Consider the following 13,717-nt stretch of genomic DNA (forward strand, 5'->3'; position numbering starts at 1 on the left):
CTGGTTCGCTTCGGCGCGGAAAGGGCTACCTTCGAGGAGAAGCAGCCGACTCTCAGGAGGCGACCGTGAGCGCTGCACGACGAGTGAATACGGCTGAGCGGACTCCCGCCGAGGTCGAGGCGGCCGAGAAGTTCATCGCGGACCTCATCGCCCGCGGTGAGGCGGTCGAGATCGATCACACCCCGGCCGACGGAGCCGACACGCAGAACGACGCGGTGGAGAAGCCGTTGCCGTCCGGCGCGACGCACGAGGTGGTGCGCCGCGATGGCGAAACGGTCGTGAAGAGGCGGCGCTACAGCGCTTTCTGACGCACGGCCCCCGCCGGCCGGTGTGAGATCCAGTTTTCGGCACGGAAATCTCGGCGCACCGGCATCGAAACTCCTCCTGGCGACGCTCGTCGTCATGAGCAGCTTCGACGAACCGGACGAGAGCACGGACTACGCGCTCGGTGACGACCGTCCCGACGATGCGGATGTCTCGTGACCCGCCACCTCGTGGTGGTGGGCCACGGCATGGTCGGCCAGCGCATGGTCGAAGCCCTCACCGACCGCGACACCAAGGCCGAGTGGCGGGTCACCGTGCTCGGCGAGGAGACGCACCCGGCCTACGACCGGGTCGCGCTCTCCCGCTACCTCACCGACCCCGCCGCCGTGCTCGGCCTCGTCTCCGAGGACTGGTACGACGGCGCGCGACGCACCTGTCACCTCGGCGACCCGGCCGTGTCGATCGACCGGTCCGCGCACACCGTCCGCACCGCGGCCGGGCGGGAGCTGACCTACGACGCCCTGGTCCTGGCGACCGGCTCGAAGGCGTTCGTCCCCCCGGTGCCCGGCGCCGAGCTGGCCGGCTGCCACGTCTACCGCACGCTCGACGACCTCGACCGGATCCGGGCCGAAGCCACCGCGGCGCGCGCGGCGGTCGTCGTCGGTGGCGGTCTGCTCGGTCTGGAGGCCGCCGGCGGCCTGCGTGACCTCGGGGTGCCGGTGCACGTGGTGGAGTTCGCGCCGCACCTGATGCCGCAGCAGGTCGACGCCGGTGGCGGGGAGGCGCTCCGCCGCCTGGTCGAACAGCTCGGCGTTCAGGTGCACGCCGGCGTCGGCACCGCGTCGCTCCGGTCCGACGAGAACGGGCGGGTCACCGCGGCCACGCTCACCGACGGCACCGTGCTGGACGCGCAACTGGTCGTGTTCGCGGCCGGTATCCGGGCCCGGGACGAGCTGGCTCGTTCGGTCGGCCTGGACGTCGGCACCCGGGGCGGCGTGCTCGTCGACCGGTCCTGCCGCACCGAGGACCCGGCGATCTGGGCGGTCGGCGAGTGCGCGGCCGTGGAAGGCTCGGTCTACGGACTGGTCGCGCCGGGGTACGCGATGGCCGAGGTCGTCGCGGATCGGCTGCTCGGTGGCTCCGGCGAGCTGGCGGAGCCGGACATGTCGACGAAGCTCAAGTTGCTCGGCGTCGAGGTGGCCTCGTTCGGGGCCACCCAGGGGCCGCTGGACGTGGTGTTCTCCGACCCGGTCGCCGGCATCTACAAGAAGCTCGTGATCTCCGACGACGCCAGGACGCTGCTCGGCGGCGTCCTGGTCGGCGACGCGTCGGTCTACGCGGGGCTGCGTCCACTGATCGGCCGCACGTTGCCGGCGACGCCGGAGACGCTGCTGTTCGGCGAGGTCTCGGTCTCCGACGACGCCCAGGTCTGCTCCTGCAACGCGGTGACGAAGAAGGACGTCGTCACCGCGATCACCGAGCAGGGAGCGACCGACGTTCCGGCGATCAAGGCGTGCACCCGCGCCGGCACCAGCTGCGGTTCGTGCATCCCGATGCTCAAGTCGCTGCTCGACGAGTGCGGTGTGCACGTGTCGAAGGCGCTCTGCGAGCACTTCGCGTACTCGCGCGCGGAGCTGTTCGAGCTGGTGCGTACCTCCGGCCTCCGGACGTTCTCCGGCCTGATCGCCGCGCACGGCACCGGGCGCGGCTGCGACCTCTGCAAGCCCGCCGTGGCCTCGATCCTGGCCAGCCTCGGCAACGGCTACATCCTGGAGGGTGAGCAGGCCGCGCTGCAGGACACCAACGACCACGCGCTGGCCAACATGCAGCGCAACGGCACGTACTCGGTCGTACCACGCATCCCCGGCGGCGAGATCACCCCGGAGAAGCTGATCGTCATCGGCGAGGTCGCCCGCGACTTCAACCTCTACACGAAGATCACCGGAGGCCAGCGCATCGACCTGTTCGGTGCCCGCCTCGACCAGCTGCCGCAGATCTGGAAGCGGCTGATCGACGCCGGCTTCGAGTCGGGCCAGGCGTACGGCAAGGCGCTGCGCACGGTGAAGTCGTGCGTCGGCGAGACCTGGTGCCGGTACGGCGTCCAGGACTCGGTGGGCCTCGCGATCGACCTGGAGCTGCGCTACCGCGGGCTGCGGGCACCGCACAAGATCAAGATGGCGGTGTCCGGCTGCGCCCGCGAGTGCGCCGAGGCACGCAGCAAGGACATCGGGGTGATCGCCACCGAGAACGGCTGGAACCTCTACGTCGCCGGAAACGGGGGATTCCGCCCCCGGCACGCGGACCTGTTCGCCAGTGATCTCGACACCGAAACACTTCTGACATACGTCGACCGGATTCTGATGTTCTACATCCGGACCGGAGAGCGCCTCCAGCGCACCGCGGCCTGGTTGGAGAGCCTGGACGGCGGGCTGGACTACCTCCGGTCGGTCGTCTGCGACGATGTGCTCGGCATCGGCGCCGATCTGGACGCCTCGATGGCGGCCCACGTCGCGAACTACTCCGACGAGTGGGCCGACACGCTCGCCGACCCGGAGCGTCTGGCCCGGTTCGTTCCCTTCATCAACGCCCCCGGTGTGACCGATTCGAGCATCGAGATCGTGTACGAGCGCGGCCAGCCCCGGCCCGCCCGTCCCGGCGAGCTGCCCCTGGAGGTACTGCCCCGATGACTGCTTCCCTGATCGCCGTCGACTGGCAGGTGGCCTGCCGTGTTTCGGACCTTCTCCCGGAGCGGGGAGCGTGCGCGCTGTTCGACGGCGCCCAGATCGCGCTCTTCCGGCTATGGGACGATCAGGTCTATGCGGTTGGAAATCGGGACCCGTACACCGGGGCGCACGTGATGGCCCGGGGCCTGGTCGGCACCCGTGCGGGTCGTCGCACGGTGGCGTCCCCGCTGCACAAACAGGTGTACGACCTGGTGACCGGGGAGTGCCTCTCCGACCCGGCCGTGCCCGCCCTGCCCACCTGGCCGGTCCGGGTCCGCGACGGAGTCGTCGAGGTCGAGCTGCAACGTGGGTGAACTCGACGGCTTCACCGTCGCGGTGACGGCGGAGCGGCGTAAGGACGAGCTCGCCGCTCTGCTCGAACGTCGGGGTGCCCGGGTCGTGATGGCTCCGGCGCTGCGGATCATCCCGCTCCCCGACGACGAGATGCTGCTCTCGACCACGCGTGGGCTGATCGAGAACCCACCCGACATCGTGGTGGCCACCACCGGGATCGGGTTCCGGGGCTGGCTGGAGGCCACCGAGGGATGGGGCCTGGCCGATTCGCTCCTCGCCGTGCTGGCTTCGTCGACGGTGTTGGCGCGCGGCCCGAAGGCGCGGGGGGCGATCCGGGCGGCCGGGTTGACCGAACAGTGGCACGCGGCGTCCGAAACCAGCGCCGAGGTGCTGTCGTACCTGCTGGAGGCCGGCGTCTCCGGTAAGCGGGTGGCGATCCAGCTGCACGGGGAGCCGCTGCGTGACGTGGCCGCGGCGCTCACGGCGGCCGGCGCCGACGTCGTCGAGGTCGAGGTGTACCGGTGGGTGCCCCCCGAGGACGTCGCACCGCTGCGCCGGCTGGTCGAGAGCGTGTGCGCCGGAGCGGTCGACGCGGTGACGTTCACCAGCGCGGCCGCGTCGGCGAACTTCCTGGCGACGGCCGACTCGTGCGACCGCGGCCCGGCCGTGGTGAAAGCGTTCTCGACGTCGGTCGTCGCGGCGTGCGTCGGGCCGGTCACCGCGTCCGTGCTCGTGCGGCGCGGGATCCCGGTGGTCAGCCCGGAGCGGTACCGGCTCGGAGCGCTGGTGCGGTCGGTGTCGGTGGAGCTCCCGGCCCGGTGCCCGACGTTCCGGGTGCGTGACCACGAGGTGCAGGTACGGGGGTTCGCCGTGATCGTCGACGGGGTCGCGGTGGCGGCACCGCCGGCGTCGATGGCGGTGCTGCGCGCGCTGGCGTCCCGGCCCGGGCGGGTGTTCAGCCGGGCCGAGCTGCGTGAGGTGTTGCCGGCGGGGGACGCCGGGGACCACGCGGTCGAGATGGCGATCACGCGGCTGCGTGCGGCGCTCGGCGAGGCCGACCTGGTCGAGACCGTCATCAAGCGCGGTTACCGGCTGCGCACGGAGGCCGTCCTGACCACCGTCGGATGAATTCCGGCCGGGAAGCAACCTCGGGGTGGGTGAGGCGTCTGTCGGGGTGAAGGGCCCATTCGCGGGCCTGTGACCCTGGGAGTGCTTCGTGCCCCGTATCCGACCGCGCACGTTGGTTCTGGCCGCCGCGGCGGCCGCGACCCTGATCGTCGGCGGCGGGTTCGCGGCGAACGCCGCGATCCGTCAGGACGAGCCGAAGCCCTCGCCGACGGTGGTCGCGTCCTCGACGCCGGCGGCGGCGCCGGCCGAGGCCGCACCGAGCCCGTTACCGACTGACGAGTCGACGTGCGTACCGCCGAAGACCGCCGCGCCCGCGGCGCCGGCCGAGTCCCCGGTGACCGAGCCGAAGACGGGCTCGACCGAGCCGCCGCGTGCGGCGCCGACCGAGCCGCCGCGCGCCGCTCCGGCCGAGACCCCGGCGACCGAACCGAAGACGGGCTCGACCGAACTTCCCCGGGACGTGCCGGCTGAGACCCCGGCGACCGAGCCGAAAGCCGCCGCACCGGTAGCCCCGCCGAAGTCCCGGGCCGCCGAGCCGGAGACCGGCGCGACCGTGCCGCCGGCCGAAGCGGCTCCGGACTGCGTCCCGGCCGTCCCGGCTCCGGCCGAGTCCCCGGTGACCACCGCGAAGCCGGTTCCGGACCAGCCGACCGACCAGTCCCCGGCGACGGCCGCGAAGCCGGTTCCGGAACAGCCGACCGGCAGGAAGCCGGTGACCACCGCGAAGCCGGTCCCGGCCGCACCGGCGGAGAAGAAGCCGGCGGCGACCGCGGTGCCCGCCGAGCCGAAGCCCGCGACCACGGCGCTTGCACCGAAGTGACGGCCTCATCAGTGAGGATGTACCCATGACCACGCTGGCCCTCCCCACCTCGGCGCGCCGTCCGCGCCGCTGGTGGGGATGGCTCACCCGCGCGACCCCGGCCCGCACCATCGCGGCGGCGGGCCGGACCGCCAACGGGCCGTTCGAGGCGGCCTGGCCCGCCGACGCGCGTGCCGGTGACGCGCGGTCGCGGGGCACCGAGCCCGACGAGCTGGCCTGGCCGCCGCGGCGGACGGCCGCCGCCCCCGAGGCGAACGGTTCGAAGCTCGTCGAGCTGTACCACCACCGCCGGCTCGCGCTGGTCCGGCTGGCCGTGCTGCTCGTCGACGACCTGCCGACCGCCGAGGACGTCGTCCAGGACGCGTTCGCCGCCGCGTACCGCCGCCACGGCGCCGCGTTCTCCGGCGTCGAGAACCCCGACGCCTACCTGAACACCGCGGTGGTCAACGCGGCCCGCTCCGTGCTGCGGCGCCGCCGCACGTTCCGGGCGGCGCCGCCGCGCTTCGAACTCTCACCCGCCACCGACGAGGGCCTGCTGCTCGCCGAGGAGCACAGCGAGGTTCTCGCCGCCCTGCGTAGGCTCCCGCGGCGCCAGCGCGAGGTGCTCGTCCTGCGGTACTGGTCCGACCTGTCGGAGGCCCAGATCGCCGAGACGCTCGACATCTCGCGCGGCACCGTGAAATCGACCGCCAGCCGGGCCCTCGCGGCCCTCGAGAAGCTGCTGGAGGCCGGAAGATGACGCCCACCGAGCTCGAGCACCGCCTGACGACCGCGCTCCGGGCCCGCGCCGAGCAGGTCACCGCGGCGGACCTGCGTCCCCCGGCGCCGCCGGCCGCCGGGCGCCGCGCCCCCAACCGCTGGATCCTCGCCACCGTGACGATGGCCGCCGCGCTGCTGGCGATCGCCGTGTTCGTGGTGATCGCACAGGTGCGCGAAGAGCCGATCCGGCCGAGCCACCAGCCGCCGCCCACCTCGGCACCGTCCACCGGGTCGACACCGGGGACGACCCCGGCGAAACCGGAGACCGGCCCGTCGGACGGGCCGCTGGAGACCACGCCGAGTGAGCCCGCGACCGAGGTCCCGGGAGCGACGAAGTTCCCGAACGCCGAGCCGACCCCCAGCGATCGCCCGCTCCCCCCGGAGACGAGCCGGGGCCCGGCGAGTTCCCCGCAGGACCCGACGGCCGCGGTACCGGCCGAGACCGGACCGGCCCCCGATGCGAGCTCCGCGCCCTAGGGGAACTCGGCGGCGGCGCCGGCCGCGCCCGGGGTGCGGACGAGGATGCGGGTGCGGTCGGCGCGGAACAGGTCGTGCGAGAACTCGAACGGCACACCGTCGCCGTCGTTCGCGGTGCGGGTGATCGACAGCAGCGGCGCGCCGGCGTCGACGCCGAGCACCGACGCCTCGGTCGGCCCGGCCGACACCGCCTCGATCCGTTCCAGCGCCTCGACCGGCCGGACCCCGTAGTGCTCGTCGAGCAGTTCGTACACCGACCCGCCGAGCGGTAGCTCGAGCAACCCGGGAAAACGTTCGGCCGGTAAGCGGGCGTGCTCCAGCGAGACCGGCGACCCGTCGGCCAGCCGGATCCGGACGATCTCGGTGACGAGGCCTCCCGCGTCGAGGTTCAGCGCCGCCGCGGTGACCTCGTCCGCGCTCAGGATGCTCGCGCTGATCACCCGCGACCCGGCGGTGAATCCCTGCGCCCGCAGCAGCGCAGGCACGCCGACGACGCTCGACAGGTCACGCTCGATCTTCGCCCGGCTCACGAACGTGCCGCCGCCCCGGCCCGGTACCCGGCGCACCACCCCGGACTGTTCGAGCGCCCCGAGGGCCTGCCGCAGCGTCGTGCGGCTGACCCCCAGGTCGCTGGCCAGTTCGCGCTCGGAACCGAGGCGCTGGCCCGGCTCGAGCGACCCCGAGGTGATCAGCTCCAGCATCCGGCGGCGCGCGCCGTCGACCGCAGTGCCGTCGGTGACATCGCTGGTCACGCTCTTCTCACCCCCTGGCCCGAGGCGCTCAGGATATCGCTCAGCCGGTGACGATCGCGTCGAGCGATTCCGGCAGCGTCTGTCCACCGTCGACGACGATCGTCTGGCCGGTGATGTAGGCGGCCTCGTCGGTCGCCAGGAACAGGCACGTGTTGCCGATCTCCTCGACCGCCCCGAGCCGGCCCAGCGGGATCGACGCCTCCATCGTGCGCAGGTAGTCCTGGCCGAGGTCGACGAGCCCTTCGGTGAGCACGTTGCCGGGCAGCACGGCGTTGACCGTGATCTTGGCCGGGGCGAGTTCGAGCGCGGCCGTGCGCAGGAAGCCGAGCTGGGCGGCTTTGCTGGCGCCGTAGTGCGACCAGCCGGGGTAGCCGGTGATCGGCCCGGTGATCGACGACGTCAGGACCACCCGGCCGTGGCCGGAGGCGGCGAGCGCGCTCGTGCAGGCCTGGACGGCGAAGATCGTGCCTTTCACGTTCGTGCCGAAGACCTCGTCGACGTCGGCCTCGGTGAGGTCGGCGAGTTTGCGGTCGGGGAAGATCCCGGCGTTCGCGCAGAGGACGTCGATGCCGCCGTGCCGTTCGATCGCGGCCTCGGCCATGCGTCGGCAGCCGTCCGGGGTGGCGATGTCGGCGGCGAACGCGTTGGCGCCGATCTCGTCCGCGGTGGCCCGGGCCGCGTCGAGGTCGCGTCCGACGATCAGGACCGACGCGCCGGCGTCGGCGAACACCCGCGCGATGCCCTTACCGATGCCGCGGGAACCACCCGTGACGATCACGGACCGCCCGGCCAATGAGCTGAACATGGCGCTCTCCATCAGGTGTGAGTCGAGAGGTACTGCTCGGCCAGGGCGCAGCTGCCCCGGGTGTAGCCGGCCCCGAGCTGGGCGGCGATGTCCACGGTGGAGTGCGAGCCGATCCACGCGGTGAGCAGGAGGCGGCGGAACAGCACGAACGTCCAGATCTCGGCTTCGTCGTCGGCCGGGAGCGGCGTCACCGACCGGTAGCCGCGCAGCCAGGCGTCGATGACCTCGGGGATCTCCGGGAGGTGCTCGACGAAACTCAGCGCCGCGCCCAGGTCGTACAGGTACCAGCCGAACCCGCAGTCGTCGAAGTCGATGACGCTCACGCCGTCGGCGACGAGCAGGTTGGCCAGCCGCAGGTCGGCGTGGATGAGCCCGTACCGCTCCGGTCCGGTGCCGAACCGTCGCAGCCGCTCGCGCAGCGTCGCTTCCAGGCGCGCGAGAACCGCCTCCTCGGCCGGGCCGACGCCGGGCGCGGAACGCCACGCACCCCAGCGCCCCGGGCCGGCGGCCGTGCCGAACGCGGCGTCGGCGTCCCAGTGAAAGCGGACGAACCCCGGCGGACGCGTCCACGACCGGGCGTGCACGTGCATCCGCGCGGTGAGCGCGCCGAGCGGCTCGAAGTCGGCCACCAGGTCGTCCTCGCGTGGTTCGCGTCCCGGCAGGAACTCGAACAGCACGCACTCGCGCGCCGGGCCGCCGGACGGGTCGGGCACGGTCACGACCCGCGCGCCGTCGAGCGCCGGAATCACCCGCGGCGTGCGGACCCCCGCCTCGGTGCGCAGCGCGTCGAGCCACGCCAGTTCGGACGGGATCGCGCCGGGCGGGTGGTAGTCCAGCCGGTGCACCCGGAGCACCACCGGCTCGGCGTCCGGCTCGCGGACCAGGTACGTCTCGTTTTCGGAGACGTTGAGCAACTCGATCGTCGTGTCGGGGGAGAGGCCGTAACGCGCGGCGGCGGACGACGCGATCATCGGGTGTCGTCCCGGGAGAGCCGCACGGCCGTCCGGGTCCGCTCCAGGATGTCCGCCGCGAGCTCCGCGGTGACCAGCAGGCCCGGTTTGTACTGCAGGACACGCGGGTCGAGCGTCGAGAAGATCGCCCAGACGCCGCCCTGGTAGAGCCGCCGCATGACGTACTTCGCGCCCTCGGGGTGCGCGAACTCCAACCCCATGACCAGCCCGTCCTTGCGGACGCCGACCAGCCAGTCCGGGAACTCGTCCCGAATGCGGCCGAGCCCGGACGCGAACAGCTCCGACAGCGCGGCCACGTTGTCCCGGGTCGACGCCCGCAGCGTCAGGTCGAGCGTGGTGAGCGCGGCGACGCAGCCGAGTTCGGCGCCGCCGAACGTCGAGATGTGGCCGAAGCCGTCCTCGGTGAGCCAGGCGGCGGCGCGGTCGCTCGCGAGCACCGCCGTGATCGGGTACAGCCCGCCCGACAGGCCCTTGCCGGTGACCAGGATGTCGGGTTCGACCGAGTGTTTCGTGATGGCCCACAGCTCACCGGTGCGGCCGAGTCCGGTCTGCACCTCGTCGGCGATGTAGAGCGTGCCGTGGTCCTCGCAGAGCCGCTTGACCGCGGCCAGGTAGCCCGGCGCCGGCATCGGGAAGCCGTAGGTGGCCGGGATCGTCTCCATGATCACCGCGGCCACGTCGTCGCCGCGCAGTGCGTCGGCCATCGCGGCCAGGTCGTTGAACTCGACGTGCGGGAAGTCGGCGGGCTGGTCGGCGAGGAACATCCGGGAGAACCGGTCGTCGCCGGTGCCGACCGCGAGCCCGGTGTGCCCGTGGTAGGCCTTCACGATCGAGACGATCTTGCGCCGCTTGGTGGCGTGCCGGGCCGACTTGATCGCGATGTCGATCGCCTCGCCGCCGCCGCTGCCGTAGATCACCTTGGTCAGGCCGGGAGGCGCCGTGCGCACCAGCGCTTCGGCCAGCGCGGTGCGGGCGATCGACGGGAAATGATGGTTCCCGACGTCGAACCGTTCGGTGGCTTTCGTGACGGCGGCGACGACCTCGGGGTTGCGGTGGCCGAGGTTGTACGTACCGCCGTTGAGGTGGACGTCGATCAGGGTGTGGCCGTCGACGTCGTGCAGGTGGTAGCCCTCGCGCCGGTCGATGACCAGCGGGACGCCCTCGTCGGTCCAGAATCGGGTCTTGCCGGGGTTCCAGTAGGTCTCCGAGGCTTCGAGCATCGCGTTCTTCGACGCCCACGGGAAGCCGCCGCTCGTCACCGCGGCAGCGAGCTCGGAGACACGGTCGGTGGTCTGGTCGGGCTGCACGGTCATGAGGAGCCTTCCGCGCCGGGTCGAACGTCATCCGCCGCGCTGCGGTAGGGCCACCAACTTGCCTTGGTCGGACCGATTCGTCAATCGGTTGCACCGAAACATGACCGTAACCGCTGAGCTATTGATCGCTGGTCAACGCGGTGCCACATTTCTTGCCAACAATCCCTTCGAGCCCGGACGCGGTGCTGCGCCTCGGCCATTTCTCCTCATTTCCTGCTGTCAGGAAGGGCGTGGGCCCGTGAGTACGACGAAGGACGTCTCGGCCGAATCCGAGGGACTGACACCGCACGAGGTCCATCGCCTCAAGCCGGGCACGATCGGGTTGTGGGCGGTGCTGTTCATCGCGCTGGCCAACGCCGCTCCGATCACCGCGATGACCGGAAACGTACCGATCGCAATTGGTTTCGGAAACGGCCTCGGCGCACCGGCCGGGTTCTTCTTCGCCACCGTGATCCTGACGATCTTCGCGATCGGCTACGTCACGATGGCCAAGCACATCACGACCACCGGTGCGTTCTACGGCTTCATCTCGCACGGGCTCGGCAAGGTGTGGGGAATGGGCGCCGGCCTGATGGCGACGCTTGCCTACATCGTGTTCGAGGCGTCACTGATCGGCATCCTGGCGTCCTTCACCAAGAGCACGATCGAGACGTTCGGCGGTCCGTCGATCAGCTGGCTCGTGTACGCGCTGATCGGCATCGTGATCATCGCCGCGCTCGGCTACTTCGAGATCTCGCTCTCCGGCAAGGTGCTCGGCGTCTTCCTGGTCGCCGAGGTGATCATCCTGGCGGCGCTGGCGATCTCGATCCTGGTGCGTGGTGGCGGCCCGAGCGGCCTGGAGGCCGGCGCGATCAACCCGGTCAACGCGTTCTCCGCGGTGGCCAGCGACCCGCAGGCCGCGATCACCGGCAGTGCCGCGATCGGCCTGTTCTTCGCGTTCTGGTCCTGGGTGGGCTTCGAGACCACCGCGGTCTACGGCGAGGAGTCGAAGGACCCGAAGAAGATCGTCCCGCGGGCGACGATGATCGCGGTGATCGGGCTCGGCCTGTTCTACGTGTTCGTGTCCTGGATGGCGATCGCCGGCAACGGGCTCGACCAGGCGATCGCGATCTCCCGCGGCAGCACCGGCAACGCGTTCGACCTGTTCTACGGCATCACCGACCGGTTCCTGGCCGGCTGGGTGAAGGACGTGTACCTGGTTCTGGTGGTCACCGGTTCGTTCGCCTGCGCGCTGGCGTTCCACAACGCGGCCTCCCGGTACCTGTACGCGCTCGGCCGCGACGGCGTGACGAGCGGCCTGCGCCGGACGCTCGGTTCCACGCACGGCAAGCACGGTTCGCCGCACATCGCGTCGCTCGTGCAGAGCGTGATCACCGTCGTCATCACGCTGGGCTTCTTCTTCCTGCAGAAGCCCACCGACGCTGCTCCGGACGTCGCCTACATCCACCAGTACGGGCTGATGGCGATCATGGGCACGATGGCGCTGCTGATCGTGCAGTCGATCTGCTCGATCGCGGTGATCTGGTACTTCCACGTGCGCAAGCAGCACCCGGAGACCGCGAGCTGGTGGCGGACGTTCCTGGCGCCGCTGATCGGGGCGGTCGGCATGCTCTACGTCGTCTACCTGCTGTTCAGCAACATCGACTTCGCCGCCGGTGCGGCCGCGGGCAGTCCGATCTTCAAGGCGACGCCGTACATCGTGATCGGCATCGGCGTCCTCGGTGCGCTCGTCGCGCTGGCGCTGAAGTACCGCAGCCCGGAACGGTACGAGCGGATCGGCGCCACCGTGATGGCCGAATCGCACGAGCGGTAGGGGAGAACGGTGCCCAGCTTCGACTTCCAACCGGATCCCGACGTCGACCCGGCCGGGCTCGTCTACACGTTCGGCGGGGTCGCTCCGGTCGCGTCGCTGACGCCGGGCACCGTACTCACCACCTGGACACGCGACTGTTTCGCCGGGGTCGTCCGCTCGGTGGACGACCGCAGCTCCGAGCTGTGCGACCCGCGCTATCTCAATCCGCAGACCGGCCCCTTCCACATCGAGGGGGCCGAACCCGGCGACACGCTCGCCGTCCACTTCATCTCGATCGAACCCCGGGAGACCTGGGGCGTCAGCACCACCGTGCCGTTCTTCGGTTCGCTGACCGCGACCCCGGTGACGCCGCTGCTGCACCCGGCGCTGCCGGAACGCACCTGGATCTACGACCTCGACCGGGTCGCCCGGACCGTGCGCTACCGCGCGCTCGACTCGGATTTCACCGTGGATCTCCCGCTGGACCCGATGCACGGGACGGTCGGCGTCGCGCCGGCGCTGGGGGAGGTGCGTAACTCGCTCGCGCCCGGCGACTGGGGCGGCAACATGGACACCCCGGAGATGCGGGCCGGGGTCACCTGCTACCTGCCGGTGAACGTGGAGGGTGCGCTCTTCAGCTTCGGTGACGGCCACGCCCGGCAGGGCGAAGGGGAGACGTGCGGCGTCGCGGTGGAGACCGCGATGGACACGGCGCTCGTCGTCGACGTGATCAAGGGGCATCCGTGCCGCTGGCCGCGGATCGAGAGCGACGACTTCCTGATCACGACCGGGTCCACGAAGCCGCTCGAGGACGCGTTCCGGATCGCGCACTCCGAGCTGGTCGGCTGGGTCGCCGCCGAGGCCGGCCTGTCCACGCTCGACGCGTACCAGCTGGTCTCGCAGGCCACGCTGACGCCGGTGGCGAACGTCGTCGACACGGTCTACACGATGACCGCGAAGATGCCGAAGTCCGCGCTGCCCGGCGTGGTGGCCATGGGGGGCGTCCACGCCCGCCTCCGCGCGCTCGGTGCGGCCTGGCTCTCCCGATGACGAACGGCCCGGATCTGGACACCGCGTTGATGCTGTGCGCCACCGCGCTGGCCACGGCCCGGGACATCGGCGCGTTCGTGTCGGTCGCGGTCGTCGACGGCGGCGGCAACCTGGTGGCGTTCGTCCGGATGGACGGCGCCGAGATCGCCGGCCCGACGCTCGCCGTCGACAAGGCCTACACCGCGGTCGCGCACCGGGTCTCCACCGACGTGCTCGGGGTGCTCGCCGGGCCCGGCGGTCCGCTGCAGGGGCTCGCCTCGGCTGCGGGCGGCCGGTACGTCTGCTTCGGCGGCGGCAAGCCACTGTGGATGGAGGGCCGCGTTGTCGGCGGGGTCGGTGTGAGCGGTGGGACTGTTGAGCAGGATGTGGCGTGTGTCAAGGCCGCAGCCGACAAGTGGCCCCATACCGCACCTGCGGAATCCGCACCATGATCATATTGGCCGTTCGGGGGACGTTGCGTAATCGGCCCGGTGGAACAGCGTCACCGACACGGCCGAAATCCACCCATACTTTGCGGCGCCAATTCCCCCAGGCCTCCCTAGCTCGGCAGAATCGCGTTCGTATCAGCC

At 71.5% G+C, this 13,717-nt stretch carries 14 protein-coding genes; 9 read left to right on the top strand and 5 right to left on the bottom strand.

Features of this window, described 5'->3' with window-relative positions:
* Nucleotides 1-65 precede the first annotated feature (65 nt).
* The 4 genes from CRYAR_RS06030 (at nt 66) to CRYAR_RS06045 (ending at nt 4,409) form a co-directional block, all read left to right on the top strand.
* Nucleotides 66-308 (top strand): hypothetical protein, encoded by a 243-nt coding sequence (locus CRYAR_RS06030; protein WP_157017410.1) that lies wholly within the window; start codon nt 66-68, stop codon nt 306-308.
* Between the two features lie 204 nt (nt 309-512).
* Nucleotides 513-2,951: a nitrite reductase large subunit NirB gene (gene nirB / locus CRYAR_RS06035; RefSeq protein WP_211247933.1), complete on the top strand. Its 2,439-nt coding sequence runs from the start codon at nt 513-515 to the stop codon at nt 2,949-2,951.
* Entirely contained in the window at nt 2,948-3,301 is a 354-nt protein-coding gene (gene nirD, locus CRYAR_RS06040) for a nitrite reductase small subunit NirD (protein ID WP_035848957.1), read from the top strand. Before nirB ends, nirD begins: the two co-directional genes overlap by 4 nt.
* Nucleotides 3,294-4,409, top strand: coding sequence for a uroporphyrinogen-III synthase (locus tag CRYAR_RS06045; protein WP_035848960.1), 1,116 nt, complete (start codon nt 3,294-3,296; stop codon nt 4,407-4,409). The genes nirD and CRYAR_RS06045 overlap by 8 nt, the downstream gene beginning before the upstream one ends.
* 183 nt (nt 4,410-4,592) lie before the next feature.
* Here the strand turns inward: CRYAR_RS06045 and CRYAR_RS06050 are convergent, their stop codons facing one another.
* Entirely contained in the window at nt 4,593-5,210 is a 618-nt protein-coding gene (locus CRYAR_RS06050; protein ID WP_035848963.1) for a hypothetical protein, read from the bottom strand.
* 44 nt (nt 5,211-5,254) lie between these two features.
* On the opposite strand from CRYAR_RS06050, the gene CRYAR_RS06055 reads away from it, so the two are divergent.
* On the top strand, nt 5,255-5,968 hold the full coding sequence (locus tag CRYAR_RS06055) for a SigE family RNA polymerase sigma factor (protein WP_035848965.1): 714 nt from the start codon (nt 5,255-5,257) through the stop codon (nt 5,966-5,968).
* The gene (locus CRYAR_RS42785; RefSeq protein WP_051569812.1) at nt 5,965-6,465 is read left to right on the top strand and encodes a hypothetical protein; all 501 of its coding nucleotides are present in this window, start codon (nt 5,965-5,967) and stop codon (nt 6,463-6,465) included. Before CRYAR_RS06055 ends, CRYAR_RS42785 begins: the two co-directional genes overlap by 4 nt.
* On the opposite strand, the gene CRYAR_RS06065 is transcribed toward CRYAR_RS42785, so the two are convergent.
* The 4 genes from CRYAR_RS06065 to CRYAR_RS06080 are packed head-to-tail and all read right to left on the bottom strand — an operon-like array spanning nt 6,462 to nt 10,213.
* Nucleotides 6,462-7,217 carry a GntR family transcriptional regulator gene (locus CRYAR_RS06065; protein ID WP_211247285.1) on the bottom strand — a complete coding sequence of 252 codons (756 nt, stop codon included), beginning with the start codon at nt 7,215-7,217 and terminating at the stop codon, nt 6,462-6,464. The two genes, CRYAR_RS42785 and CRYAR_RS06065, sit on opposite strands and share 4 nt — an antisense overlap.
* A gap of 40 nt (nt 7,218-7,257) precedes the next feature.
* Nucleotides 7,258-8,022 (bottom strand): 3-oxoacyl-ACP reductase FabG, encoded by a 765-nt coding sequence (gene fabG / locus CRYAR_RS06070; protein WP_035860925.1) that lies wholly within the window; start codon nt 8,020-8,022, stop codon nt 7,258-7,260.
* A gap of 11 nt (nt 8,023-8,033) precedes the next feature.
* Nucleotides 8,034-8,993 carry a phosphotransferase enzyme family protein gene (locus CRYAR_RS06075; protein ID WP_035848967.1) on the bottom strand — a complete coding sequence of 320 codons (960 nt, stop codon included), beginning with the start codon at nt 8,991-8,993 and terminating at the stop codon, nt 8,034-8,036.
* Nucleotides 8,990-10,213, bottom strand: a complete 1,224-nt coding sequence (locus CRYAR_RS06080; protein ID WP_051571935.1) for an aminotransferase class III-fold pyridoxal phosphate-dependent enzyme — start codon at nt 10,211-10,213, stop codon at nt 8,990-8,992. Before CRYAR_RS06080 ends, CRYAR_RS06075 begins: the two co-directional genes overlap by 4 nt.
* Before the next feature lie 331 nt (nt 10,214-10,544).
* Between CRYAR_RS06080 and CRYAR_RS06085 the strand changes: the two genes are divergently transcribed.
* Genes CRYAR_RS06085 through CRYAR_RS06095 form a run of 3 tightly spaced genes read left to right on the top strand, consistent with a single transcriptional unit; the run spans nt 10,545 to nt 13,579 of the window.
* Nucleotides 10,545-12,119, top strand: a complete 1,575-nt coding sequence (locus CRYAR_RS06085) for an APC family permease (RefSeq protein WP_035848969.1) — start codon at nt 10,545-10,547, stop codon at nt 12,117-12,119.
* Between the two features lie 9 nt (nt 12,120-12,128).
* On the top strand, nt 12,129-13,148 hold the full coding sequence (locus CRYAR_RS06090) for an acetamidase/formamidase family protein (protein ID WP_035848972.1): 1,020 nt from the start codon (nt 12,129-12,131) through the stop codon (nt 13,146-13,148).
* Nucleotides 13,145-13,579 carry a GlcG/HbpS family heme-binding protein gene (locus tag CRYAR_RS06095; RefSeq protein WP_035848975.1) on the top strand — a complete coding sequence of 145 codons (435 nt, stop codon included), beginning with the start codon at nt 13,145-13,147 and terminating at the stop codon, nt 13,577-13,579. Before CRYAR_RS06090 ends, CRYAR_RS06095 begins: the two co-directional genes overlap by 4 nt.
* Nucleotides 13,580-13,717: the final 138 nt, after the last annotated feature.

The sequence above is a fragment of the Cryptosporangium arvum DSM 44712 genome (genome assembly GCF_000585375.1).
In the GTDB taxonomy this organism is placed as follows: Bacteria; Actinomycetota; Actinomycetes; order Mycobacteriales; family Cryptosporangiaceae; genus Cryptosporangium; species Cryptosporangium arvum.

Bases quoted from the DNA above. Each gene is read 5' to 3' on its own strand.
- CRYAR_RS06080 (WP_051571935.1), bottom strand. From the start codon at position 10,213: ATGCTCGAAGCCTCGGAGACCTACTGGAACCCCGGCAAGACCCGATTC.
- CRYAR_RS06095 (WP_035848975.1), top strand. From the start codon at position 13,145: ATGACGAACGGCCCGGATCTGGACACCGCGTTGATGCTGTGCGCCACC.
- fabG (WP_035860925.1), bottom strand. From the start codon at position 8,022: ATGTTCAGCTCATTGGCCGGGCGGTCCGTGATCGTCACGGGTGGTTCC.
- CRYAR_RS06055 (WP_035848965.1), top strand. From the start codon at position 5,255: ATGACCACGCTGGCCCTCCCCACCTCGGCGCGCCGTCCGCGCCGCTGG.
- nirD (WP_035848957.1), top strand. From the start codon at position 2,948: ATGACTGCTTCCCTGATCGCCGTCGACTGGCAGGTGGCCTGCCGTGTT.
- nirB (WP_211247933.1), top strand. From the start codon at position 513: ATGGTCGGCCAGCGCATGGTCGAAGCCCTCACCGACCGCGACACCAAG.
- CRYAR_RS06075 (WP_035848967.1), bottom strand. From the start codon at position 8,993: ATGATCGCGTCGTCCGCCGCCGCGCGTTACGGCCTCTCCCCCGACACG.
- CRYAR_RS42785 (WP_051569812.1), top strand. From the start codon at position 5,965: ATGACGCCCACCGAGCTCGAGCACCGCCTGACGACCGCGCTCCGGGCC.